Genomic DNA, 24,967 nt, shown 5'->3' on the forward strand with positions numbered 1-24,967 from the left:
CGGGAATTACAGTGCTCGCGTGAGCACGATGCGGGGCGCGCTGCGGAGACCTTCGGTCGTTGCGCAGGTCGGCGCCGTGCTGGTGGTCGTGCTGCTCCTGCTGGTTGTCGTCCGACTGCCGTGGGCCGGGGACCTCGGTATGCACGCGGCGACCGTGCAACGTCTGCGGCACGACCTGGTCGACCCCGGCAACCCGCTCGTCGACGCGGACACCCCGAGTCCCTACTACTCGCCGTGGATGCTGGTGCTCGGGTGTGTCGCCCGGGTGACGGGGTTCTCCGTCTTCGTCGTGCTGCGGATCGGTGCGGTGGCCGCGCTCGGGTTGTTCGTCAGCGGGGTGTGGCGGTACGTGCGGACGCTGAGCGTGCATCCGGCTGCGCCCGCGCTGTCCTTGCTGTGCCTGGTGTTCCTGTGGGGGACGTCGCTGTTCACCTGGAGCGGGTTCCTCGGGCTGAACTCGCTGGCGTTGACGGTGTCGTATCCGAGTGTGTTCGCCTTGGGGCTGGCGTTTCACTTCTGGGCCTGGCTGGCGGGGGCGGTGCGGGCGGGCTCGGCGCGGGGGTGGGGGGTGTGGGTGGGGCTTGGTGTGTTGTGGGCGGTGATTCTGCTGTGCCATCAGTTCTCGGGGGTGGTGGCTTCTCTGGGGGCGTTGGCCACGGTGATCGCCGCGCGGGTGGGGGGTGCGGTGTGGTGGCGGCTGGGGGTGGGGGCGCTGGTGGGGGTGGGGGTTCTGTGGGTGTGGCCGTACTACGACTTCTTCGCGTTGGTCGGGGCGGGGGGTGATCTGGAGGCGGTGCATCGGGGGTTGTACCGGGATCTGGTGGGGCGGTACTGGCTGGTGCTGGCGGGGGTGGTGGCGCTGGGGGTGCGGTGGTGGCGGGATCGGTGGGATCCGTTGGTGCTGTTCTTCGTGCTGGGGGTGGTGGTCGTGGGGGTGGGCGGGGTGAGCGGGCATTACTCGTGGGGGCGGGCGGTGCCGGCTGTGGTGATTCCTGCGCAGATTGCTGCGGGGGTGGGCGTGGTGGAGGTTTGGGGGCGGCGGCCGTGGTGGCGTGGGGTGGGGGTGGGGGTGCTTTGTGGGGCGTTGGTCGTGGGGGGCTGGACTCAGGTCGGGACTGTCGGGTACGTCGTTCCGCGGGGTGTGTTGCCGGGGGTGGTTGCGGCGAAGTACCGGGTGCCTTGGGTGGGGTACCACTGGGTCACGCCGTGGGTTGCGTACGGGGACGTTGTGATGGCCCGGACTTCTGCGGCTCGGCAGATTCCGGCGTATGGGGCGTACACCGTGGCGCCCGGGTATCCCGACTTCTTTCTGCCGGATGAGGGGCGGCGGGGGGAGGCTGTGCGGCGGTACTTCGCGGTGGGGGCGTCGGAGGGGGTTCGGCGGGGGATTGTGCGGGCGTATGGGGTGCGGTGGGTTGTGGATCGAGGGGATGGGGATGGGGACGGGGGTGCGCGTGGGTTGGGCTCCGGGGTGCGGGTGGTGGCTCGGGGGCCGGGTGGGCAGGTCTTGTATGAGGTGGTGCGGTGAGGGGTTTGCGGGTTTGCCTCGCCCCCGCCGCCCCTACCCTTCCCGTCCTTGAAGGGGCGCTGCCCCTTCGACCCCTGCCCCTGGGGGCTGCCGCCCCCGGACCCCCGCTGTCGGCCTGAACGGCCTCGTCCTCAAACTCCCCCAGAGGGGGCACCCCCAGACGGGCTGGAATGCCGGGACCGGTGTCGAGAAGGACCGTTGGCACGCGTGCGCAGCCCCCTGCGGGTGGGTGGGGGTTGGGGATGGCGCCGCCTCGTCCTTGAACGCCGGGCGGGCTGGAATGCCGGGACCGGTGCCGTGCCGAGAGGTACCGCCCGCGTGGGCGGGATGGAAGGCCGGGACCGGCGCCCGTAGCTGACCCACGGTCGTCCTACCGCAACGCGCTCCTCAGCAAGCGTGCCGCCCTTCTCACCCTCGGTCGGGCCGCGTGGCGTGCCAGGGGGTGGAGGAGTTTGGCCGTTACGCCCACCGGCTGCCAGCGGATCTGGAGTCGGCCGGTGCCTCGGCCCTCCGGCTCGATGGTCACTCGGTGCGGTGCCGCGCCCGTGCGGTACGGGATGCGGGTGGTCAGGTTGGGGAAGTCCAGGGGGGCCAGGAGTACGGCGGAGTGGGCCTGGCCCTGGTGTTCGATGCGGAGCAAGGGGTGGCGGACGCCGGCGAAGCCGTGGAGGGGGACCGGGGCCGTGGTGAGGTCCAGGTGGACGTGGCCCTCGTAGATGCCGGGGCGGACCGGGGTGAGGCGGAAGGGGACCTTGAGGCGGTGTCGGCCGGGGGTGAGGAGGAGGCCGGCGCGGTGGGGGCCGACCGGGAGGCGTAGGCCGGGGTCGTAGGTGCGGATGCTGAGGTCGATCGAGGCGCCGGGGCCGCGGGTGAGCTCGGTGATCTCGTGGCGGAACTGGGCGCTTCGGAAGGGGCGCGTGTCCAGTTCGAGGTCGGTGACGTCGAGTTCGCGGCGGGACCAGTCGGTTGTGGGGATGGTCTCGCCCCAGAACGTGTGGCCCTGTGCGTCCGGTGTCACCTGTCTTGGGGCCACGCCCTGGCCCAGGCCCCGCGCCGCCCGCCTCGCTTCCTCGAAGCGGCGTTCGCGGACCAGTTGCAGGACCACGCGTTCCGCACGGGGCAGGCGGGCGTAGGCGGCGGGGGACAGGGTCTCCAGGTAGGGGGTCACGATGTCCGCGAAGGAGGTCAGCCACTGCTCGTCGCGGTACGGCAGGTCCCCGGCGTACATGCGGAAGTCGTGCTTGAGGAACTTGAAGTCCTTGTCGTCGCGCAGCCCCGTGTGCCCGCTCTCGGCGAGGAAGTCGTCGATGAGGCGCTGGACGCGGACGCGGTCGCGGACGTTGTCGAGCCGGTCGCGCTGGTTGGAGATCGATGCCGCGTCGGTGGCCGCGTAGGGCGCGATGTGCCAGCGGTACACCTGCTCCGGGACGATCGTGAACTCCTTGGCCAGGCAGTACGCCTGCGCCGAGAACAGCTGGTCCTCGTAGTGGATGCCCTCGGGGAAGCGGAGGTCGTGGCGGTCCAGGAAGGCCCGGGCGTACATCTTGCTCGTCGACAGGTGCTCGAAGAGCAGCCGGGGTTCGGACTCGATGCCGAGCACCGTGCGGCGCTCGGCGACCAGGTGCGGCATCCATTTCGTACGGCGGCCGTTGTCGTCGCGGATCCGCACGACCGCGCCCATCGCGAAGTCGATCTCCCGCTCGCGGTGGGCGGCCAGGAGCAACTGCACTGCGTTGTCCGTCAGTTCGTCGTCGCTGTCCAGGAACATCACGTACGGCGCCCGCGCGATCTCCAGTGCGCGGTTGCGCGGGGCGCTGCAGCCGCCGCTGTTCTCGGGCAGGCGAAGGTGGCGGATGCGCGGGTCGCGGGCGGCCAACTGCCTTGCCACCTGCGGCGTTTCGTCCGTCGAGTGGTCGTCGCTGATGATGATCTCGATGTTGGCGTGGGTCTGGCGGCGTACCGACTCCACGGCTCGCGGGAGGCGCTCGGCGTCGTTGAAGACGATGACCGTGACGGTGGCATCAGGGAGTGCGGCGTCCGGGAGTGCGGAGTTCGGGGGCGTGGCTCTCGGGGTCATACCGCCTCCCTCGGGCTCGGTGCCGGTGTGCGTTCCTCCAGGGGAGTCACCGGCGGCAGGGCGTCCTCGCTCTCGCCCAGGAACACCCGGCGTACGACGCGTTCGGCGGCGCGTCCGTCGTCGTACTCGCAGAAACGGTGGCGGAAAGCGGTCCGTGCCTTCGTCGCGGCCTCGTCGTGCCAGGCCGAGGTGGTGAGGATCTCCGTCAGTTCCTGCTGGGTGCGGGCCACTTGGCCGGGCGGCTCGGCCATCAGGTCGAAGTAGACGCCGCGGGTGGAGCGGTAGGTCTCCCAGTCGTCGGCGTGGACGACGATCGGGCGGTCGAGGTTGGCGTAGTCGAACATGATGGACGAGTAGTCCGTGATCAGCGCGTCCGCGGCCAGGGCCAGGTCCTCGACCGGTTCGTAGGCGGAGACGTCGATGACCCGGCCCGTGCGGCGCAGGGCGGTCAGCGGGGACGGGGTGCCGCCGTAGAAGTAGTGGCCGCGGACCAGCAGGACCGTGTCCTTGCCGAGTTGCTCGGCGAGGGTGGCGAGGTCCAGGCGGGGCGTCCAGCCGGCCTCGTAGTCGCGGTGGGTGGGGGCGTAGAGGATCGCGCGGTGGGCCGGGGGGATGCCCAGGCGGTCGCGGATCGTGCGGATGTCGGCCGCGGTGGCGGTGTAGTAGACGTCGTTGCGCGGATAGCCGTGGTCGAGGGAGACGAAGCGGGACGGGTACGCGCGCTCCCACATGCGGGTGGAGTGGCTGTTCGCCGAGACGCTGTAGTCCCACCTGTCGATACGGGACAGCAGGGCCTGGAAGTCCAGGCCCTTGGCCGCCGCCGGGAAATCCATCTGGTCCACGCCCATGCGCTTGAGCGGGGTGCCGTGGTGGGTCTGGAGGTGGATCGCGTCCGGGCGTTTCACGACCGCGTTGGGGAAGTTGACGTTGTTGACCAGGTACTTCGCCGTGGCCAGCACCTCGCGGTAGCGGCGGGTGCCGGGAAGTACGTGGTCGGTGTGGGGCGGGAGGAGGGGCGCGTTGTCGGGTGTCACCACCCACACCGGGTGGATCTGGGGGGCCAGTTCGGAGAGCTTCGCCGCGATCGCCGCCGGGTTGCAGGCGACTCCGCGGTTCCAGTACGCGGCGAAGACGGCCAGGTTGGGGTTGACCGGGCGCGACAGTGACCTGCGGTAATGGTGGTCGCCGAGGGCGGCGGAGACCTGGCGTGCGCGGGCTCCCAGGGCCGACTTCGCGGCGCGGCGGCTGCGGTTGGCGGCCTGGAAGGCGCGGTACCCGGTGTACGCGTTCTCCTCCAGGAGGCCTCGGCGGATGCCCTCGGGGCCGGCGGGGCGGCGGTACCCGGGCGGGCGTTGCCGGACGGCGGCTTCGGCGGCGCGGCGGAAGAACTCCCTGGCTACCGGGTCCGGCATGGGCGTGCGGGCGAAGGTACGCAGACAGTCCCGGATCATCACGTCGTACAGGACGGCGTGGGTGGCGCGGCTTGCGTGGCCCGGGGCGACTGCGGGGACTGCGGGGACTGCGCGGCCCGCGGCGCCGGTGGCGAGGGTGAGGAGGGCTTCGTAGCGGTCGACGAGGGCGTGGTGCTGCTCGGGGGTGACCGGGGGGAGGCTCTCGGGGCGCAGCTCGTGGTGCTCGTACGCCACCTGGTTCAGGGCGGCCACATGGTCGGCGAGGAGCAGGGTGGCGTAGGCGGCGTACGGCTCGTCCGGGGTGGTGAGGTGCGGCTCGTGCGCGTGCCAGAAGGGGGTGCGCAGCGCGCGGTTGCCCAGCAGCGGGGTGATGCGCAGTGCGCTGCGGGCGATGTCGTCGAGGGGGTGGGCGGCGCGGCCCGCGCGGGCCAGGCGGGGGCCGTCCGAGGAGGGCAGGCCGGCCGTCTCCCAGGTGGAGCGGACGTGGTCGAAGAGCAGGACGTCCACCTCGTCCGGCAACTGTGCGACGCGCTCGGCGACCGTGCGCGGGGCGCCGGCGGGCAGGCCGTCCTTCGCGTGCACGAAGTGCAGCCAGCGGCCGGAGGCCCGGGCCGCGCCGGCCGAGCGGGCCGCGGCGTCGTCCGTGCCGTCCGGCAGGGGCAGCACCAGCATCTCCGGCGCGTACGCCCGGGCCGTCTCCTGGGCCCACGGCCCGACCGCGGCCACGATCACCTCGACGTCGGGGTGCGGGTGCGCGGCCAGGGAGGCGAGGAGGCCGGTCAGGCGGTCCTGGGTGTTCGGCCCGTGGACGATGACGCTGAGCTCGGGCATCGCGGAGACTCCTTCACCTCCCAGGACTTATCGGGCTAGGTCATAGTGACACTAATGGGGTGAAAGGGTGACCTCTGGTTGCGCCTGACGAGGGATGCCTCGCGAGGGGTTGCCTCCGGCGGGTTGCCTCAGGAGGGGTGCCTCAGAAGGGAGCCCTACGAGAGCAGAGGCGCTGCCGCGGGTGCCGGCTTCGGCTTCGGCTTGGGCTTCGGGCTCGGTTTGGCCGACTTGTCCCCCGTGAAGGCCTCGTACTCCTTCAGTACGTCGTCCGTCGGCCCGTCCATCCGCAGCTCGCCGCGCTCCAGCCACAGCACGCGGTCGCAGGTGTCCCGGATCGACTTGTTGTTGTGGCTGACCAGGAACACCGTGCCCGCGTGCTTGCGCAGCTCGCGGATCCTGGCCTCGGAACGCTTCTGGAAGGAGCGGTCGCCGGTGGCGAGGGCCTCGTCGATCAGCAGCACGTCGTGGTCCTTGGCGGCGGCGATGGAGAAGCGCAGGCGGGCCGCCATGCCGGAGGAGTACGTGCGCATGGGGAGGGTGATGAAGTCGCCCTTCTCGTTGATGCCGGAGAAGTCGACGATCTCCTCGTAGCGCTGCTTGACCTGCTCGCGGGACATGCCCATCGCGAGGCCGCCGAGGTGGACGTTGCGCTCGCCGGTGAGGTCGTTCATCAGGGCCGCGTTCACGCCGAGGAGGGAGGGCTGCCCGTCGGTGTAGATACGGCCGTTCTCGACCGGGAGGAGTCCGGCGACCGCCTTCAGCAGGGTCGACTTGCCGGAGCCGTTGGTGCCGATGAGCCCGATCGCCTCGCCCCGGTACGCCACGAAGGAGACGTTCTTGACGGCGTGCACCTTGCGCACGCCCGACGCCTTCTCGGTCTGCTTGCGGCGCAGGATGCGGTTGAGTGCGGCGGTGGCGGAGCCGCGGCCGGTGCCGGTGCCGTTGACGCGGTAGACGATGTCGACGCCGTCCGCGATGACGGTGGGGACCTGCTGGAGCTGCTGGTCCTGCTGGGCCGGCTGGGCCTGATGGACCTGCTCTTGTGTGATCCGTTGTGCGATCTGTGCGTTCTGTGCGTTGTCAGCCACGGCCGTACGTCTCCTCAGCCTTCCAGAAGTAGATGAAGCCGCCGACGCCGGCGAGCAGTGCCCAGCCCGTCGCGATCGCCCACACGTGCGGCGGGAGTTGGCTGGCGTGGAAGCTGTCGATCAGCGCGAAGCGCATCAAGTCGATGTAGACGGCCGCGGGGTTGGCCTGCAGGGTCGCGGTCAGCCAGGACGGCCAGTCGGTGTGCTTGGCCATCATGTGGCTGATGCTGAACATCACGCCCGACGCGTACATCCACGTGCGCAGCACGAACGGCATCAGCTGGGCGATGTCCGGTGTGCTCGCACCCATGCGGGCCATGATCATCGCGATGCCGGTGTTGAAGACGGACTGCAGCACCAGCGCCGGGAGCACCAGGATCCACGAGACGCCGACCGGGATGCCGAAGAAGAGCAGGATCACGACCAGGGCCGCCATCGAGAACAGCAGCTGCTGGAGCTGCTGCAACGCGAAGGAGATCGGCAGCGCCGCCCGCGGGAAGTGCAGGGCCCGGACGAGGCCGAGGTTGCCGGAGATCGCGCGGGTGCCCGCCATGATCGAGCTCTGCGTGAACGTCCACACGAACACCCCCGTCACCAGGAACGGGATGTAGTCGGGCACCCCCCGGCTCGTGCCCAGCAACTTGCCGAAGATGAGGTAGTACACCGCCGCGTTCAGCAACGGCGTCATCACCTGCCAGAGCTGGCCGAGCTTCGCCTGGCTGTACTGCGCCGTGAGTTTGGCCGTCGAGAAGGCGCCGATGAAGTGCCGGCGCGCCCAGAGCCGGCGGACGTACGCGTGCAGGGAGGGGCGGGCCCCGCTGACCGAGAGGCCGTGCCGGGCGGCGAGGGCCGCGAGGTCGGCTTCGTAGGGCGGACCGGGGGCCGTGGGGGGCGGCGTGTGGAGGGCCTGGGTCACATCCGCTGCTTTCGCTCGGGGGGAGGGTGGTGCGAGGAGGAGGGTGCAAGGAGGTGCATGGAGAGGGCGGCGTTGCGGGGCGGGGCGGGTTCTTACGCTTCTCTTCACGAATTCTTACGTCGGGACGGGACCGTATCGTCGCAACGTGAGCGTAGGTCTTGTGTACGTCGGAACGCAACCGTTTCGTCGCAACGCCCTATGCTGTTCCGCATGACGACGAACGCCGACCGGCCCCAGACGAGTCCGCGCCGCCGGACCCCCGCCGGGGCGGCCGTGCTCCGCGAGGACGTGACGGAGGCCATCCGGGCGGCCGTCTTCGAGGAGCTGGCGTCGGTCGGCTACGCGCGGATGTCGATCGAGGGCATCGCGCGCCGCGCGGGCGTCGGCAAGACCGCGGTGTACCGCCGCTGGCGTTCCAAGCTGCACCTGGTGCTCGACGTGGTGTCGGCGGTGGCGGTCATGGGGCTGCCGACACCGAACACGGGTTCCCTGGAAGGGGACCTGCGGATGCTGTACGAGGTGACCTCGCGCGCGTTGCGTCACCCCGTCGTGTCGCAGATCATCCCCGACCTCCAGGCCGAGGCGGCCCGCAACCCCGAGATCGCCGAGGCGCTGCAGAAGGCGCTGGAGCAGGGGCAGGAGGGGGTCGCCAGCAAGATCCTGACCGGGGCGGAGCAGCGTGGCGAGGTACGGGCGGGCATCGACAACGAGCTGGCGCTCGACCTGATCTCGGGCCCGTTGTACTGGCGGATGGTCGTGGCCCGCGGCCGGAAGCTGCCCACGGGCTATCTGGACGCGCTGGCCCGGGCCACCACGGAGGCGCTCAAGGCGCTGTGAGTAGGCTGCGCAGCGACCGCCGGCTGAGCGAGGTGGTGTCACCGCGGGCGCGGTGACCGGAGTAGAGGCGGAACTGCCGTGAGAGTCGTGATCGCCGAGGACAACGCCCTGCTGCGCGAAGGCCTCGTGCTCCTCCTGACGTCGGCCGGACACGAGGTCGTGGCCGCCGCCACCACGGGCCCCGAGATCCTGCCCGCACTGCGGCAGCAGCGTCCCGACGCCGCCGTGCTCGACGTGCGGATGCCCCCGGACTTCCGCGACGAGGGTCTGCGCGCCGCGCTCACCGCCCGCAAGGAGTTGCCCGGGCTGCCGGTCCTGGTGCTCTCCCAGTACGTCGAGGAGTCGTACGCCGCCGAACTGCTCGCCGGCGGCGCGAGCGGCCTCGGCTATCTGCTGAAGGACCGGGTCGGCCGGGTGGACGAGTTCCTCGACGCGCTGGAGCGGGTCGCGGCCGGCGGCACCGCCCTGGACCCCGAGGTCGTCACCGAGCTCCTGACCCGGCTCCGCGACTCCCCGCTCGACTCCCTCACCCCGCGCGAGCGCGAGGTCCTGGCCCTGATGGCGGAGGGCCACGACAACGCGACCATCGCCAAGAGCCTCGTCGTCACCGAACGCGCCGTCGACAAACACATCGGCAACGTCTTCCTCAAGCTGGGGCTGCCGCAGAGCGACAGCGGTCATCGCAGGGTGCTTGCGGTGCTGACGTATCTGAACAACTCGTAGGCAGCCGGCACGCAGCTGGGCCGCCGAAGCACCCCCGCCCCCCGAAACACCCCACGCGCCCCCGAATTACCTCCGCGCCGCCCCCGGATGCAGCCGGACCCACCCCTCCCAGGCCGACGCGATCATGTCCTGCACGTCGTGCTTGGACTTCCAGTCCAGTTCCGTTGCGATGCGGTCGGCGGAGGCGACGACGCGGGCCGGGTCGCCGGGGCGGCGCGGGGTGACGGTCGGGGGGCGGTCGTAGCCGGTGACGGCGTTGACCAGGTCGATCATCTCGCGGACCGAAACGCCCTCCCCGCGGCCGATGTTGAGGGTGAGGGAGTGACCGGGGGAGGACTGCAGGGCCCGCGCCGCGGCGACATGGGCCTCGGCCAGGTCGACGACGTGGATGTAGTCACGGATGCAGGTGCCGTCGGGGGTCGGGTAGTCGTCGCCGAAGATGCGCGGAGGCGCGTTCTCCGTGAGCTTCTCGAAGACCATGGGGATGAGGTTGAAGACGCCGGTGTCGGCGAGTTCGGGGGTGGCCGCGCCCGCCACGTTGAAGTAGCGCAGCGACGCCGTGGACAGGCCTGTCGCGCGGCCCGTGGCCCGGACCAGCCACTCGCCGGCCAGCTTGGTCTCGCCGTACGGCGACATCGGCGCGCACGGCGTCTCCTCCGTCACCAGGTCCACGTCCGGCATGCCGTACACGGCCGCCGAGGAGGAGAAGACGAAGGACCGTACGTTCGCCGCCGTCACGCCCTCCAGCAGGATGCGCAGGCCCTCGACGTTCTCCCGGTAGTAGTCCAGGGGGAGGTCGACGGACTCTCCGACCTGCTTCTTCGCCGCGAGGTGGACGACACCGGTGATGCGGTGGGCCGCGATGGCGCGGGCGACGCGCTCGCCGTCCAGGGTCGAGCCGACGACCAGCGGGACGCCGTCGGGCACGCGGTCGGCGATGCCGGTGGACAGGTCGTCGTACACCACGGCGCGTTCGCCCGCCTCGGTCATCGCCCGTACGACGTGCGCTCCGATGTAACCGGCGCCGCCGGTGATCAGCCAGGTCATGTGCGGCCGTTCCCCTCGTCAGTGGGCCCTGTGGTCGTCCGTGGTCTGCGCTACCGGTCTTGTCTCCAAGTGTGCGTCTGCCAGTGAAGCAGGCGGCGGAGTCTGCTGCGGACCACGGACATAACTCCCCGTGAACCGGGGGCCACGCGCAGCGCCAGCGCTCCGGAGTGTGTGACGTACGGCTGTACGAGTACTACGGCGTGACCCGCTCCGACCACCGCGCGTCGGCGCAGCGGACCGGCGCTCGTGAGGGCGTGCGCCGTGACCTCGCGATACGCGCCGCCCTGGAAGCGGACCCGCAGGCGGAGATCCCAGGTGCGGGACGCGCTGGACGGCCCGTACGGCCCGGACGTCCCGGGTACTGCGGAGAACGCGGCCCAGTGGACCGTGGTCTCGGCCCCCCAGACGCCGTCGGGCGAGGGCGACGGCGTGAGCGCCACCCTCGTACGCGGCCCCGCCGCCCGCCCCGTCTCCCGGCACCGCCACTCCACCTCCAGCGCCTCGGGCCCCGCCTGCGCCACCCTGCCGTACAGCTCGTGCAGGCGCAGTCGGAGGAGGGCGGTACGCGCGCGTGGGTGCAGTTCCGCGTCGACGGCGAGGGGGAGGAGGCGGACGGGGCGGGTGAGCAGCGCGTCCAGGATGGGTTCGGGGAGGTCGGCCGACCAGACGGGGGTGCCGTCGGAGGCGTGCGCGTAAGGCGGCAGGAGGCGGGCGGGGCGGGCGGCCAGGTCCCTGAGGCGGGGCAGGTCGCGGGGCTCGGGGGAGGCGAGGACGACACGGCCGATGAGGCGGCCGGGCGCGGTGGGGTTGTGGGCCCAGTCGGACGCGTCGTACTCCGCGAGGTACGCCCGCGTGTGCGCCCACCATGCGCGCTGGTAGTGGGCGTCGTGCAACCCCAACTCGCGCGCGTATATCCGCACCTCGTGGTCCAGGAACTTGTCGCGTGCCGCGCGCGCCAGCTCCTTCTGCCCGGCGCCCAGCAGGATGTCGTACGCCAGCCGGCTCGCTTCCGTGCGCGCTCGCCAGTTGGCGATGTCGGCGCGGTCCAGGGAGATGGACAGCCGATCGGCGGAGCGGCGCACGTGCCAGACGTACACCCGGTCGGGGACGAGCGCGATGCGCGGCCGGGCGGCGAGCACGCGTGCGGTGAAGACGAAGTCCTCGTAGGGGAAGCGGCCTTCGGGGAAACGGATGCCGTGCTCGCGCAGGAAGTCCGTGCGGTAGAGCTTGTTGACGCAGAGCGTGTCGTGGACCAGACGTGGGCGCTGGGCGGGGCGCTCGAACACGGCGTGCGCGGCGTAGAGGGGCGCCTGCCATGGCACCTCGCGCCGTCCGGGCAGCTCCCGCCGCACACACAGGCCGCCCGCCACCTCCGCACCCGCCCCCGTCGCCGCCGCGAGCAGCGCGTCCACGGCCCCCGGCGGAAGGACGTCGTCGCTGTCCAGGAACATCACATACGGCGAGGTCACCCGGTCGAGCCCGGTGTTGCGCGGGCTGCCGCAGCCGCCGCTGTTGACCTGGCGCCGGACCACCTTCACGCGTGGTTCGGTCGCGGCGAGACGGGTGAGCACCTCGACGCTGCGGTCCGTCGAGCAGTCGTCGACGGCGACGACCTCATGGACGGCGGGGCCCTGCGCCAGCGCCGAGCGGACGGCGGTCGTCACGTGTGCGGCGTCGTTGTAGCCGATGACGATCACGCCGACCTGCGAGGCGCGCGCGGTGCGGACGGTGGGAGCGGCGTGAGGGTCCATCAGGGGCACGGTCCGGAATCGCGGGATTGGTTCATTACCGCGCGATCGTATGCCGGGTGAGTGGCACATCAGTGGCGATACACGGTGATACGCCGTCAATGATCAGTAAGCATCAGTTAATAGTACAAACTCGTTCCCGTGGTGATCGGGGACCGGGAGCCGAGGAACAGCGGTCGCGAGGGCGGTGCGGCTGCGATCGTCGCCGTGTGTGTCCCCGTGGTCGTCATGCTCGGGCTCGGGCTGTGGGGCCTCGACCGCGACGGCATGTGGCGGGACGAGGGGGTGACCTTCCAGGTCGCGCGGCGGTCGGTGGGGGTTCCGGTGGGCGTGGGACATCGCGCTGCGGCAGTCCGGGCCGCGGTCGGGGACGCTCTACGGCCGTGAGGTCGGGCCGGCGAACTGCGGCGCAGGCTTGCCTCGGTCGACCGGGTCTGGGTCGTCGCCGAGCCGTACGCGCTGACCTCCCCGTGGTACCCGAGCAATCCCACCGAGCGCGTCAAGCTCGACATCGTGGGCGAGCAGTTCCGGCCGCTGTCCGCGGGACTGCCCGACGGTCCGCTACGGCTGTACGTCCGCCGCCCGGCCGCCGAACGCATGGCGCACCTGGCGTCGGAACGCATGGCGCACCTGGCCGCAGAACGCACCCCGCAGTCGCCTAACCGCCCGCGCCTTCCACGGCCGCCGAGTCCAGCGCCGAGGTGAGCTCGTCCAGCCGTGCCCGCAGCTCGCGGATCTCGTCGACGTCGAAGCCCGTCGCCGCGGCGATCCGGCGCGGCACCTGCAAGGCCCGTTCGCGGAGTGCGGCGCCCTCCTCGGTCAGCCGCACCTCCACCGAGCGCTCGTCGCGGGCGTTGCGCTCCCGGCGTACCAGGCCGGCCGCCTCCAGCCGCTTGAGCAGCGGCGACAGGGTGCCGGAGTCGAGGCGCAGGTGTTCGCCCAGCTTCTTCACGGGCAGGTCGCCCTGCTCCCACAGCACCAGCATCACCAGGTACTGCGGGTAGGTGAGCCCCAGGTCCTTCAGGACCACGCGGTAGACACCGCCGAAGGCGCGCGACGCGGCGTTGAGGGAGAAGCAGATCTGCTGGTCGAGGCGGAGCCAGTCCGCCGTGGGCGTGCTCGTCATGACTCCAGGGTAGCTCGTGCCCGTCAATTTAGTTGTGCACAATTGAATTGTGTGCTCTACTTGTCGTCGTCGGCGGCCGCCAACGGAGCCGCCGGAACGTGACTTGAGAGGGATGGTTTCCATGGACGCGCTCTACACCGCTGTCGCCACCGCCACCCACGGCCGCGAGGGTCGCGCCGTCTCCAACGACGGCAAGATCGACCTGCAGCTGGCCGCGCCGGTGGAGCTGGGCGGCAACGGCCAGGGCACGAACCCGGAGCAGCTCTTCGCCGCCGGTTACGCCGCCTGCTTCGGCAGCGCCCTCGGCCTGGTCGGCCGCCAGGCGAAGGTCGACGTCTCCGACGCCGCCGTCACCGCCGAGGTCGGCATCGGCAAGCAGGGCGAGGGCTTCGGCCTGAAGGTGACGCTGCGCGTGGAGCTCCCCGACACCCTCGACGAGGCGACCGGCCGCAAGCTGGTCGACCAGGCCCACCAGGTCTGCCCCTACTCCAACGCCACCCGCGGCAACATCGAGGTCGACCTCGTCATCGAGTAGCCACACGCAGGAGCGGCGGTCACCCGATCCGCGCCAGCACCTCCCCCGTCTCCCGGCTCCACGCCACCACCACCGCTTCCTCCGGCACCCGCTTCCACCGCGTCAGCAGCAGCCAGCGCGCGTGGTAGCGCCGGGCGACGGTCGTGCGCTCGGCGCGGGTCGAGGCGGGGGAGAGGTAGGCGCGGACATCGGCGAGCCGGCGTTCCCGTTCCCGCTCGTCCAGGGCGGGGTCGGGCCAGATCGGCGCGGCCAGGTTCGGTCCGTATCCGGGGATGGAGCGAGGGGCGTAGTGCCCGTCGCTGATCACCACCCCGCCCTTTCCGACCTGCCGTGCCACCCAGGCGTACGACGGCCACAGTGAGGGCTGTTCGAGCCCGATCGGATCCAGTGCCCGCGGCACCACCGCCCCGCCCTGCACGGTAAGGAAACCGACGCAGGCCCCGGCGACCGCGGCCCCGCCCAGCACCCGGCGTGCCCTGCGCCAGGGCCGGGGCGCCGCCAGCTCCACGGCCAGGGCGAACTGCAGCGGCACCAGGGTCAGCCCGAGGATCCTGCCGTAGGTGTAGTGGCCGCTGACCCAGCCGTACGCCACGAGCAGGCAGTCGAGGGCGAAGAGCAGCACCAGCGGATCCCGCCACGAGCCGCGCCGCCACCGCAGCCACAGCGCCGGCAGCCCCAGCAGGGCGAGCCAGAACTGCCCGCCGAGCTGCTCGTACAGCCGCTCGTGCATCCAGTCCACGCTGTCGTCCCCGGCCAGCGCGAACACGTCGAAGTACGGCCAGGACCAGGCGAGCAGCACCGCCGTGCCCGTCATCACCCCCCACCGCACGGCCAAGGCGCTTCCCTGCCCCCGAAGCAGGCCCCGCTGCCACCCCGCCACGAACGCCACCGCGCCCAGCGCCGCGGCCACCGCGGTGATCGGATGGATCAGCAGGATCAGCCCGTACAGCACCCCGATCCCCGCGTACCCGGCGAGCCCCGGCAGCCCGCTCGGTCCGACGTACCGGACGAGCCCCTGCCGCCGGTCCTCCTCCTGCTCCTGTCCCTGCCCCTGGCCCCGCGCCCGCGCCCCCGTCAACGCCCAGGCCCAGAAGGTGAGGCCGATGGCGAAGGCCGAGGGATAGCCGAGATTCCCCGTCATCGACATCAGGCTCAGATAGCCGCTCCACCAGGCCCGCTCGGTCCCCCACAGCAGCGTCATCGCCCCCAGCGCGAGGACCGGCGCCCACGGTCTCGGCGTCAGCACCCGCACCAGGCGGCCGATGCCGGTCAGCAGCACGAGCAGGTTCAGCGCACCGGCCAGCCGCACCACCTCCCAGCCGCCCAGCCCCGTCAGCCGGGCGAGCACGCCCTGAGCGACCGCGAACGGCGAGTAGTACGGGCTGCCCGCGCCCGGCAGGTCCGCCATCGGGTGGCGCGGGTGGAGCAGGTCCGCCTTCAGGCGTTCGACGACCGCCGCGTGCTGACCCGCGTCGCAGCACAGCGGCACGGCCCAGTACGCCAGCAGCATCACCAGGTAGAACAGGAAGCCGTAGACCTGGTAGGGCGTCGGACGCGGGCTGCGTCCGCCGCGCAGGGCACTCGCGCCGCGCACGGTCCTCCGGACGAGGACGCCGACAGCGGCGCCCGCGGCTCTGGTCGTGGAGGTTGTGTGGGTTTGAGGCATTTGCCGTATGTTCCCGGCAGGATCAATGCCTCTACCTCACGTCACCTCATCGAGTGAGCCCACCGTTCCGGGAACGCGTCGCGGGAACCCTTCAGCGGGCATCCATGAGCGACGACCTCGCCGCCGTCGGGGCAGGCACCCGCTCCACGCCGCCCGGACGCTCCGGCATCCGCTCACCCAGCATCACCGTCCGCACGACCCGCTCCGCGGCCAACCCGTCGTCGAACTCGCAGAACCGCTCCCGGAACCCCGCCCTGAGCCGCTCCGAGTCCCCGTCCTGCCACGTCCCGGACGCGAACAGCCACGCCAACTCCCGGTACGAGCGCGACACATGGCCCGGCGCGTCGGCCGTGATGTCGAAGTAGGCGCCCCGGCTCGCCGCATACGCCCCCCAGTCGTCGGCGTGGACCACGATCGGCCGGTCCAGGTTGGCGTAGTCGAACATCAGGGCGGAGTAGTCGGTGACCAGCACGTCGGCGGCGAGCAGTACGTCCTCGACATGCGGTTCGTCCGTCGCGTCGATCACCACGCCCCGCCGGTGCAGATCGGCCAGGCCCATCCCACGGGCCGTGCCCTTCGCGAGCGACGGATGGAGCCGTACGACGAGCGTGTGGCCCGTGCCGAGATCCCGGGCGAACCGGGCCAGGTCGATCCGGTCGACATGGCCGCCCCGGCGGTACTCACGGCGGGTCGGCGCGTACAGCACGACGGTGTTGCCCGCGGGGACGCCGAGCCGCGCCCGCACGGCCTCGCCTGCCTCGGGGCCCGCGTTGACCAGCACGTCGTTGCGCGGGCTGCCCGTCCTGAGCGACGAGAAATGGCACGGATACGCCCGCTCCCACGCCAGTTCCGAGTGCCGGTTGGCCACCAGGCTGTAGTCCCAGCGGTCGGCTCGCCACAGCATCTTCGGCACGTCGAAGCCGTGCCGGGCGCCGGGCTTGGTCAGCAGGTCGGCCGCCATGTGCTTGAGCGGGGTGCCCTGATGGGTCTGGACGTGGACGCTGCCGGGGCGCTTGGCCAGGGTGCCGGGCCAGTTGACGTTGTTCACCCAGTACGTGGCCCGCGCCATGACCTCGTGGTAGCGCCGCGAGCCGGGCGTCACGAAGTCGATGCCGGGCGGCAGCGCGTCCACCGCGTCCTCCTGGACCACCCACACGCCCCTGATGTGCGGGGCGACCTCGCGGGCCTTGGCGTGGATCGCCGCCGGATCACCCAGCACCCCACGATGGGAGAACGCCGAGTAGACGGCCAGCTGCGGATCGAGCGGGCGCTTCGACTGGGCCGCGTACCAGGCGCGTTGGACCCGGTTCGACGCCGCGCGCGTCACACGCCGCTTGCCGTTGCCGGCCGCCCTGCGCGCATCATGCAGACCGCGTGCCACGGCGTACGACGCGTAGGAGGCCGTCGCCAGCAGCCGCATCTCCTTGCCGCGCCGGCCGTCGGGCGGTGTGAAGCCCTCGGGGAGGTGGCGGGCGTGGAAGGAGCGGATCTCACGGTAGAAGTCCGGCCGGTCCGCGGGCCGCACCCGGTCCTCGCGCGCGAGGACGAACAGCATGTGATCCAGGGCCCGTTCGAACAGCAGCGGGCGCGCCCACGCCAGGTCCGTGCGCCGGGCGAGGAACGCGAACAGGCCCTCGTACTGCGGGAAGATGTCGAAGTGCCGCCGCCCCGGCGTCTTCGTGATCGCTCCCTGCCGCCGCTGCCGGTACTCGACCCCGATCCGCTCCAGGCAGGCGATGCGGTCGGCCAGCACCATCGAGCGGTAGGTGACGGGCGCGTCCTCGTACAGGCCCGGCGCGTAGCGCAGCTCGTGCTTCAGGAAGAAGTCCCGCCGGTACGCCTTGTTCCAGGCGACCAGGAACAGGTGCAGGTACTCCGGGTTCTCCCGGACGTTGAAGGTGCCCGCGCCGGCCGCGGCCAGCAGGTCGGCCGCCGTACTGCGGCCACCGCGGCCCCACCAGTGGGTGCGCACATGGTCGAAGACCAGGATGTCCGGCTCGTCGGCCGCCTCCAGCCGGGCGGCGACGGCCGCCAGCAGGCCCGGCGTGTACTGGTCGTCGCTGTCGAGGAAGAGGACGTAGTCGCCGCTCGCCTGCTCCAGACCGGCGTTGCGGGCCCGGCCGAGGCCGACGTTCTCCGGCAGGTGCAGCACGCGCACGCGTGCGTCGCGGTCGGCGTAGGCGTCCAGGATGGCCGGGCAGCCGTCGGGGGAGCGGTCGTCGACGGCGATCACCTCGAAGTCGGTGTACGACTGCCCGAGCACCGAGTCCAGGCACTCCCGCAGGAAGCCCTGCACCTTGAAGACGGGGACGATGATGCTGAAGCGGGGCACGTCGGTACCTCAGTTCCTTACGAGGGTCGTCGCGGCGGGGGCGGGGATGCGCTCGGCGAGCGGGACCACCGGCGGGATCGCCTCGGGCGGCTCGCCCAGCAGCACCCGGCGTACGACGCGCTCGGCGGCGCGTCCGTCGTCGAACTGGCAGAACCGCTCCCGGAACGCCGCGCGCAGGGCCGTGGCCTCGTCGTCCGCCCACGAGCCGTCGCGCAGGACGGCCGCCAGCTCGCCCGGGGTCCGCGTCACCCGGCCCGGCGGTGCCTCCATCAGGTCGAAGTAGACGCCCCGCACCTCCCGGTAGACGTCCCAGTCGTCGGCGTACACGACGATCGGCCGGTCCAGGTTGGCGTAGTCGAACATGATCGACGAGTAGTCGGTGATCAGCGCGTCGGCGGCCAGGCACACGTCCTCGGAGGAGTGGTGCGCGGTGACGTCGATGATCCGGCCGGTGCCGCGCCCGGCGCCGCGGTCGTAGAAGTAGTGGGCGCGCAGCAGCACGACGTACTCGTCGCCGATCTCCTCGCACAGCGCCTCCAGGTCGAGGCTCGACTCGAAGCCGGTGGCGTGGTCGCGGTGCGTCGGCGCGTAGAGCAGGGCCTTCTTGCCCTCGGGGATGCCGAGTTCGCGGCGGACGCGGGCCACGTCGGCGGCGGTCGCCGTGTAGTAGGCGTCGTTGCGCGGATAGCCGTACTCAAGGGTCTCGTGCGCGGCGGGGTAGGCGCTCTCCCACATCTCCGTGGAGTGCCGGTTGGAGGTGAGGTTGTAGTCCCAGCGGTCGACGCGGGCCAGCAGTTTGGCGAAGCTGCCGGTCGCCGCGGCCACCACGGGATACGTCGCCTGGTCGGCGCCCATCTTCTTCAGCGGGGTGCCGTGCTGGGTCGACAGGTGCACGCTGCCCTTGCGCTTGATGACGGCGTCCGCGAAGTTGGCGTTGTTGATCAGGTACTTGGCCCGGGCGAGCACGTCCCAGTACCTGCGGCTGCCGATGACCGCGTACTCCACACCCTTCGGCACGGTGTGTGCCTGCTCGGCCTCGACCAGGAACACCGAGCGCAGATGCGGGGCGAGTTCTCGCGCCTTGGCATGGATGGCGGCCGGGTTGCAGACGTAGCCGCGGCCCCAGTACGCGCAGTACACGGCGAGATTCCGGTCCAGCCGGCGGCGCAGCTGCCACCGGTACCGCAGCCGGGTGCGCAGCCCGTGCGGCCGCGGCACCGCGGAAGCCGCCCGTGTCGCCGCCCGGTTGGCGCCGCGCAGCGCCCGGAACGCCGCGTACGCCCCCCTCGCCAGCAGCCGGTGCTGCACCCCGAGACTCCCGCCCGGCACCCGGAACCCGGCGGGCCGGTACCGCCGGTGGAGCCCGCTCGCCCGCCGGAAGAAGGCCCGGCGCCGGCGCGGCAGCCGTCGCGGGTGGGCGGCCGTCTTCAGTACGGCGGCGAAGAGCTGCTCGAACAACGGCCCGAGCCGGCTCTCCGGCAGCCCCTGCTCGACGGCCCGCGCCAGCACCAGCTCGGCCTGGTCGAGCAGCTCGAAGTGGTGCTCCCCGGGCAGGTTCAGCCGGCTGCCCTGCCGCCGCACCAGGTGCCGTAGGACGACCTGGCGCAGCACCGCCATGCGCTCGGCGCCCAGCACGACCAGGCCACCGAAGCCCACATCGGTGAAGTGGCCGTCCGGGAAGGGGAGTTGACGTGCGGCGAGGAAGGCCCGCCGGTAGACCGCACTCCATGCCGGGAGCTGGACGCCCGTCAGCATCGGAGCCTGCTCGGGGGCGAACACTCCGCCCGGCGTACGCGCGAGCACCTGGGCGGCCGGGTTGGTCGGCTCGCCCACCCACCACGGGGTCCGCTCGTGCTCGAAGTACAGGACGTCCACGTCACCGGTCTCGCTCAGCCGGGCGTCCAGCGCCGCCAGCGCGCCCGGCACCAGCTCGTCGTCGCCGTCCAGGAACAGCAGCCAGTCGCCGATCGCCGCCCGCAGCCCGGCATTGCGCGCCCTCGCCAGACCGGCCGTCGGCGGCGAGTTCACCGGCGCCACCCGGCAGTCCCGCTCGGCGTACCCGGCGGCGACGTCCGCCGCCGGGGAGTCGGGGGCGTCGCAGACCGGGATCAGCTCGAAGTCGCCGAAGGACTGGGTCAGGACGGAGTCCAGCGCCTGGGACAGCCGGCCCGCGACCCCATGGGACGGAACGATGATGCTGAAGCGGGGCATACTGCTCTTTCTGTCGATGTTCCGGCGGCAGGGTTCCTCAGCAGGTCGGGGCCGGCCTCAGCCGGCGCGAGTACGGCCGGGCCGCCCGGCCGGACGCCAGGTGGACGGCCGGGTCGGCGTGGGCCGGGACGGGCTGGAGGGCATGGGAACTCCTCTTCCGTTTCCGTGAGAACGGCGTTCAGAGGCTCTCGGTGACGGTCCGGCGCCCCGTCGGTCGCGGCACGGTCGTCAGCGGGGAGCGCGCGAGCGACGCGGCCGGCGACGGCACGGGGTGGCGCTTTTCGAGCGGTACGACGGGCGGATGGCAGGTCTCGCCCAGCACCACATGGCGTACGACCCGCTCGGCGGCGCGTCCGTCGTCGTGCGGGCAGAAACGCTCGCGGAACGCCGACCTCAGCTGCGCGGAGCGCGAACCCCGCCAGTGCCCGGAGGCGAAGATGTCGATCAGCTCGTCCTCGCCGCGCGCCACCGCCCCCGGCGGAAAGGAGCGCAGGTCGAAGTAGGTGCCGCGGGCCGCCTCGTACGCCTCCCAGTCGTCGGTGTGGATCACGATCGGCCGGTCCAGGTTGGCGTAGTCGAACATGATCGACGAGTAGTCCGTGACCAGGGCGTCCGAGGCCAGGCACAGCGCCTCTGCGCTCGGGTGGCCGGTGACGTCGATGACGCGGCCGGTGGTGGGCGTCAGGGGGCCGCCGTGCCGCGGGTCGGCGCGGGCCAGGACGAAGAAGCGGGGGCCCAGACGGCGCAGGAGCCGGTGCAGGTCGAGAGGGGTGCGCTGGGTGCGGCGGTAGTCGCGGTGGGCGGGGGCGTAGAGGATCACGACCGTGCCGTCGGGGATGCCGAGCTGCTCGCGGATCCGGGCCACGTCCGCGGAGGTCGCCTGCTGGAACACGTCGTTGCGGGGGCTGCCGTATTCGAGGGTCGTGTAGCCGCCCGGGTGCACGCGCTCCCAGGTCAGGGTGGAGTGGCGGTTGGCGGACAGGACGTAGTCCCACTTGTCGATGTCGTCGAGGAGTTCGTCGACGTCCGTGTCGCCTGCTGCTGCGGGGCGTTCGCTCAGGTCCAGGCCCATGTGACCGAGTGGGGTGCCCTGTTGGGCCTGCACGAGGACCTGGCCGGGGCGCTTGACCAGGCGGCGGTCGAAGCCGTCGTTGTGGACGAGGTACTTCGAGCGGGCAAGGGCCGTCCAGTAGGCGGCAGTGTCGGGGCGCAGGCGGCGCGGGCCGGACGGGGCGGCGTCGTGCCCCTCGGCGTCGGCGTCCGTGTCCGCGTCCGCGTCCGCGATCCAGGCGGTACGGATGTGCGGGGCGTGCGTGCGGAAGGCCTGCTCCAGGGCGCCCGGGCTGTCGGAGGGGTCGTGGACTCCGCGGGCGGCGAAGGCGGCGCGGTCGGCACGCAGGGGGAGGCGGCGCTGGACGCGGTAGTGCAGGCGCAGGGCGCCGCCGCGCAGGCCCTTCAGCAGGCGGTCGGTGAGCTTGCCGGCGCGGCGCAGCAGGGCCGACGCCAGCTGCAGGGCACGCCACGTGCGGTGCAGGCCGAGACGGACCAGGCCGTGCCGCAGGCGGTTGCGCGGGGGGACGGGGGCGCCGGAGGAGCGGTAACGGCGGTAGTGGGTGCGGGCCTTGCGCAGGAACGCGGCGCGGCTGCGGCGCGGGAGGCGGTCACGGCGGGCGAACACCACGACCAGGTGGTCGACCATCCTGCGGAACAACAGCGGGCGCCACCGCGCCAGTTCGGGGTTCTGGTCGACGTACGCGAAGACACGGTCGTACTGCTCGAAGATGTCGAAGTGCCGCGGGCTGACCGTGCCGAGGATCGCGCCCCGGCGGCGCTGCCGGTAGTGCACGCACACCCGGTCCAGGGTCGCGATCGCCTCCGCCGTCATCAGGACCGGGTACGTCCAGGGCGTGTCCTCGTAGTAGCCGGCCGGGAAGGCGAAGCCCTCCTCCTCGACGAACTCCCGCCGGTACGCCTTGTTCCAGGCGACCATCAGCAGCCGCAGCAGCCCCGGACGGTCCGCCAGCCGGAACGGCGCCGGGCCGTCCTCGGTGAGCTGGGCGGCGGCCTGGTTGCGGATCGTCTCGCCCGTCCAGAAGGTGCGCGCGTAGTCGTAGACCAGGACGTCCGGCTCACCGGTCTCCTTGAGCCGGTCCGCGATCTCGTGCAGGGCGTCGGGGGTGAGCGTGTCGTCGCCGTCGAGGAAGACCAGGTAGTCGCCGGTGGCTTCGGCCATACCGGCGTTGCGCGCGGGTCCCAGGCCCTGGTTCCGCGCGAGGCGCACGGGGTGTACGCGCGGATCGCGGGCCGCGAACTCGTCGATGATCGCGCCGCACGCGTCCGGCGAGCAGTCGTCGACGGCGATCAGTTCGAGATCGGGGTACGACTGCGAGAGCACCGATTCCAGGCACTCGTGCAGGTAAGCCTGAACCTTGTACGCGGGGACAATGACACTGAACCTGGGCAAGGGACATCCACTGGGTCGGCCGGGGCGGTAGGCGGCGACAGCGCCTTGCCCGGCAACGGCCAATGGAGTGACTTGGTTACGCCGCGGTACGGCATACGGGGGATCATGAATGAACGTGAGGGGGCGGACCGATGACGGTCCGCCCCTTCAAGCGTGGTGCGCTTGCGCCTACTTGACCGCGCCCGCCATCACGCCGGACACGAACTGCCGCTGGAACGCGAAGAACACGACCAGCGGGATCACCATGGAGATGAACGCGCCGGGTGCCAGGACGTCGATGTTGTTGCCGAACTGCCGTACCTGTGTCTGCAGGGCGACCGTGATCGGCTGGCTCCCGGAGTCCGTGAAGATCAGCGCGACCAGCATGTCGTTCCACACCCACAGGAACTGGAAGATGCCGAGCGCGGCGATCGCCGGACCGCCGAGCGGCATCACGACACGGAAGAACAGGCGCAGTTCACCGGCGCCGTCCAGCCGGGCCGCCTCCAGCAGCTCTCTCGGGATCTCGGCGAAGAAGTTCCGCAGCAGGAACACCGCGAACGGCAGTCCGAAGCCGACGTGGAAGAGGATCACGCCGGTCAGGGAGCCGAAGATGCCGATCTTGCCGAACAGTTCGGCGATCGGGATCAGCGCCACCTGCACCGGCACGACCAGCAGGCCGACCACGCCCAGGAACCACCAGTCGCGGCCCGGGAACTCCATCCACGCGAACGCGTATCCCGCGAGCGAGCCGATCACGACGACCAGGACCGTCGCCGGGACGGTGATCAGCACGGTGTTGAGGATCGAGTCGGTGATGTCGCTGTTGCTCAGGAGCTTGTCGTAGCTGTCGAAGGTGAGTTGGGAGGGCTTGCTGAAGACCTCCCACCAGCCGCTCGCGGTCATCTCCTCCGGCGGCCGCAGCGACGACAGCAGCAACCCGATCGTCGGGACCAGCCAGAACAGGCCCACGAGGATCAGGAACACCCGCACCACCCCGCCGCTGACGAACGAGGCGAGCCGGCCGCCGAGGGACTGCTCGGCCTTCACGGTCTCGGGCGGCGGCGGTACCGCCTTGCCGAGCCCGCCGACATCGGTACTCATCGCCTGCCCTCCCGCCTGAGCCTACGGATGTTGAACCACATCACGGGAATGACCAGGAGCAGCAGGAACACCGCGATCGCGCTCGCGATGCCCGGCTGGTCCTCGGAGAAGCCCTTGCGGTACAGCTCCAGTGCCAGGACGTTCGCGTCGTCCTGGGAGGAGCCCGGGGCGATGATGAAGACCAGGTCGAAGATCTTCAGGACGTTGATCATCAGGGTGACGGTGACGACCGCGAGGACGGGCGCCAGCAGCGGCACGGTGACGCGGCGGAACACCTGCCACTCGTTGGCGCCGTCGACGCGGGCCGCCTCCAGCAGATCGCGGGGGATGCCCGCGAGCCCGGCCGCGATCAGCACCATCGCGAAGCCGGCCCACATCCAGATGTACGACCCGATGATGGCCGGCGTGACGAGGGACGGGCCGAGCCAGTCCAGGCCGTTGTACGGCTCCTTGAAGTTGTCCGGCGGAAGCCGCAGTTGGGCCCCCTCGGCCGCGGCCGGCAGCGTGAACGTGCCGTCGTCGGCGGCCTTCGCGCCGGCCACGACCTTGCCGTCCTTGACGGCCTCGATCTTCATCCCGGCATAGCCCAGCTCGGCCGCGTCGACCCCGCCGAGGGTGCCGACGCCCTTGCCGCGTGTGAAGTCCTGCCAGGTGGTGCCGGTGATCCCGGCCGGATCGGCCTTCGCCTGTACGGCCGCCTTGGAGTCGTCCGGCATCTGGTCGGGGGCGACGCCCACCAGGGGCAGGCTGACCGGGGTGCCCGCGCTGACGGTGTCCTTGGTGATGAAGCCGCCGCCCGGTGCCGCTTCGAGCGGCGACTCCCGCCCCGGGTGGGCCTTCGGGAACGCCGACGCCTGCGCGAAGGTGTCGTGCACGCCCACCCACACCGCGTTCGCGACGCCCTTGTCCGGATCCTGGTCGTACACGAGCCGGAAGATGATGCCCGCCGCCAGCATCGAGATCGCCATCGGCATGAAGACGACCAGCTTGAACGCCGTGCCCCAGCGCACCCGTTCGGTCAGCACCGCGAAGATCAGACCGAGCGCGGTGGCGATCGTCGGGGCGAACACCACCCAGATCACGTTGTTCTTGAGTGCCGTACGGATGCCCTCGTCCGTGAACAGCGCCTCGTAGTTGTCGAATCCGGCGAAGCCGCCGCCGGACTGGTCGTAGAAACTGCGGACGAGCGAGTACCCGATCGGGTAGACCACGAGCGCGCCGAGCAGCACCAGAGCGGGCAGCAGGAAGAGCACCACCACGGACCTGCGCGTGCCGGTCACACTCTTGCGCGACTTGGGTGCGGCAGGGGGCGCAGTGCCCCCTGCCGCTTCCGTCGACGCCAT

18 protein-coding genes are annotated in these 24,967 nt (G+C 71.5%); 5 read left to right on the forward strand and 13 right to left on the reverse strand.

All coding sequences use genetic code 11. The features are described from left to right. Nucleotides 1-28: 28 nt before the first annotated feature. Nucleotides 29-1,528 carry a hypothetical protein gene (locus OG331_RS29960; protein WP_406210364.1) on the forward strand — a complete coding sequence of 500 codons (1,500 nt, stop codon included), beginning with the start codon at nucleotides 29-31 and terminating at the stop codon, nucleotides 1,526-1,528. Between the two features lie 370 nt (nucleotides 1,529-1,898). Here the strand turns inward: OG331_RS29960 and OG331_RS29965 are convergent, their stop codons facing one another. The 4 genes from OG331_RS29965 to OG331_RS29980 all read right to left on the reverse strand — a co-directional run bounded on the left by OG331_RS29965 (nucleotide 1,899) and on the right by OG331_RS29980 (nucleotide 7,852). Beyond that, a complete protein-coding gene (locus OG331_RS29965; RefSeq protein WP_406201887.1) occupies nucleotides 1,899-3,605 on the reverse strand; it encodes a glycosyltransferase family 2 protein in 1,707 nt (568 codons plus the stop codon). Further along, on the reverse strand, nucleotides 3,602-5,848 hold the full coding sequence (locus OG331_RS29970; RefSeq protein ID WP_406201889.1) for a CDP-glycerol glycerophosphotransferase family protein: 2,247 nt from the start codon (nucleotides 5,846-5,848) through the stop codon (nucleotides 3,602-3,604). The genes OG331_RS29965 and OG331_RS29970 overlap by 4 nt, the downstream gene beginning before the upstream one ends. Nucleotides 5,849-6,003: 155 nt before the next feature. Beyond that, a complete protein-coding gene (locus OG331_RS29975; protein ID WP_406210367.1) occupies nucleotides 6,004-6,897 on the reverse strand; it encodes an ABC transporter ATP-binding protein in 894 nt (297 codons plus the stop codon). 31 nt (nucleotides 6,898-6,928) lie between these two features. Next, nucleotides 6,929-7,852 (reverse strand): ABC transporter permease, encoded by a 924-nt coding sequence (locus OG331_RS29980; RefSeq protein WP_406201892.1) that lies wholly within the window; start codon nucleotides 7,850-7,852, stop codon nucleotides 6,929-6,931. A 198-nt stretch (nucleotides 7,853-8,050) separates the two neighbouring features. Here OG331_RS29980 and OG331_RS29985 point away from each other — a divergent pair, with 198 nt between their 5' ends. Together OG331_RS29985 and OG331_RS29990 are read left to right on the forward strand one after the other, a co-directional pair. Continuing rightward, nucleotides 8,051-8,689 carry a TetR/AcrR family transcriptional regulator gene (locus OG331_RS29985; RefSeq protein WP_406201895.1) on the forward strand — a complete coding sequence of 213 codons (639 nt, stop codon included), beginning with the start codon at nucleotides 8,051-8,053 and terminating at the stop codon, nucleotides 8,687-8,689. Between the two features lie 78 nt (nucleotides 8,690-8,767). Then, nucleotides 8,768-9,412 carry a response regulator gene (locus OG331_RS29990; RefSeq protein ID WP_406201897.1) on the forward strand — a complete coding sequence of 215 codons (645 nt, stop codon included), beginning with the start codon at nucleotides 8,768-8,770 and terminating at the stop codon, nucleotides 9,410-9,412. A gap of 66 nt (nucleotides 9,413-9,478) precedes the next feature. Here the strand turns inward: OG331_RS29990 and galE are convergent, their stop codons facing one another. Both galE and OG331_RS30000 read right to left on the reverse strand, forming a co-directional pair. Beyond that, nucleotides 9,479-10,459: a UDP-glucose 4-epimerase GalE gene (galE, locus tag OG331_RS29995; RefSeq protein ID WP_406201899.1), complete on the reverse strand. Its 981-nt coding sequence runs from the start codon at nucleotides 10,457-10,459 to the stop codon at nucleotides 9,479-9,481. A 50-nt stretch (nucleotides 10,460-10,509) separates the two neighbouring features. Then, nucleotides 10,510-12,210 carry a glycosyltransferase family 2 protein gene (locus tag OG331_RS30000; protein ID WP_406201902.1) on the reverse strand — a complete coding sequence of 567 codons (1,701 nt, stop codon included), beginning with the start codon at nucleotides 12,208-12,210 and terminating at the stop codon, nucleotides 10,510-10,512. A 138-nt stretch (nucleotides 12,211-12,348) separates the two neighbouring features. Here OG331_RS30000 and OG331_RS30005 point away from each other — a divergent pair, with 138 nt between their 5' ends. Continuing rightward, the gene (locus OG331_RS30005) at nucleotides 12,349-12,594 is read left to right on the forward strand and encodes a hypothetical protein (RefSeq protein ID WP_406201905.1); all 246 of its coding nucleotides are present in this window, start codon (nucleotides 12,349-12,351) and stop codon (nucleotides 12,592-12,594) included. A 271-nt stretch (nucleotides 12,595-12,865) separates the two neighbouring features. On the opposite strand, the gene OG331_RS30010 is transcribed toward OG331_RS30005, so the two are convergent. Further along, entirely contained in the window at nucleotides 12,866-13,333 is a 468-nt protein-coding gene (locus tag OG331_RS30010) for a MarR family winged helix-turn-helix transcriptional regulator (RefSeq protein ID WP_406201907.1), read from the reverse strand. Nucleotides 13,334-13,454: 121 nt separating this feature from the next. Between OG331_RS30010 and OG331_RS30015 the strand changes: the two genes are divergently transcribed. Then, nucleotides 13,455-13,868 (forward strand): organic hydroperoxide resistance protein, encoded by a 414-nt coding sequence (locus tag OG331_RS30015; RefSeq protein ID WP_328881267.1) that lies wholly within the window; start codon nucleotides 13,455-13,457, stop codon nucleotides 13,866-13,868. Between the two features lie 19 nt (nucleotides 13,869-13,887). On the opposite strand, the gene OG331_RS30020 is transcribed toward OG331_RS30015, so the two are convergent. From OG331_RS30020 to OG331_RS30045, 6 genes are all read right to left on the reverse strand, one after another. Further along, nucleotides 13,888-15,534, reverse strand: a complete 1,647-nt coding sequence (locus OG331_RS30020) for a hypothetical protein (protein ID WP_406201910.1) — start codon at nucleotides 15,532-15,534, stop codon at nucleotides 13,888-13,890. Nucleotides 15,535-15,625: 91 nt separating this feature from the next. After that, nucleotides 15,626-17,866, reverse strand: a complete 2,241-nt coding sequence (locus OG331_RS30025) for a CDP-glycerol glycerophosphotransferase family protein (RefSeq protein ID WP_406201912.1) — start codon at nucleotides 17,864-17,866, stop codon at nucleotides 15,626-15,628. Nucleotides 17,867-17,875: 9 nt separating this feature from the next. Next, nucleotides 17,876-20,077: a CDP-glycerol glycerophosphotransferase family protein gene (locus tag OG331_RS30030; protein WP_406201914.1), complete on the reverse strand. Its 2,202-nt coding sequence runs from the start codon at nucleotides 20,075-20,077 to the stop codon at nucleotides 17,876-17,878. A 178-nt stretch (nucleotides 20,078-20,255) separates the two neighbouring features. Next, nucleotides 20,256-22,541, reverse strand: a complete 2,286-nt coding sequence (locus OG331_RS30035) for a CDP-glycerol glycerophosphotransferase family protein (RefSeq protein ID WP_406201917.1) — start codon at nucleotides 22,539-22,541, stop codon at nucleotides 20,256-20,258. Nucleotides 22,542-22,709: 168 nt separating this feature from the next. Further along, on the reverse strand, nucleotides 22,710-23,624 hold the full coding sequence (locus OG331_RS30040) for a carbohydrate ABC transporter permease (RefSeq protein ID WP_406201919.1): 915 nt from the start codon (nucleotides 23,622-23,624) through the stop codon (nucleotides 22,710-22,712). Next, complete coding sequence (locus tag OG331_RS30045) at nucleotides 23,621-24,967, reverse strand: carbohydrate ABC transporter permease (RefSeq protein ID WP_406201921.1); 1,347 nt, start codon at nucleotides 24,965-24,967, stop codon at nucleotides 23,621-23,623. Before OG331_RS30045 ends, OG331_RS30040 begins: the two co-directional genes overlap by 4 nt.

It is taken from the genome of Streptomyces sp. NBC_01017 (assembly GCF_045162795.1).
GTDB classification, from domain to species: domain Bacteria; phylum Actinomycetota; class Actinomycetes; order Streptomycetales; family Streptomycetaceae; genus Streptomyces; species Streptomyces machairae.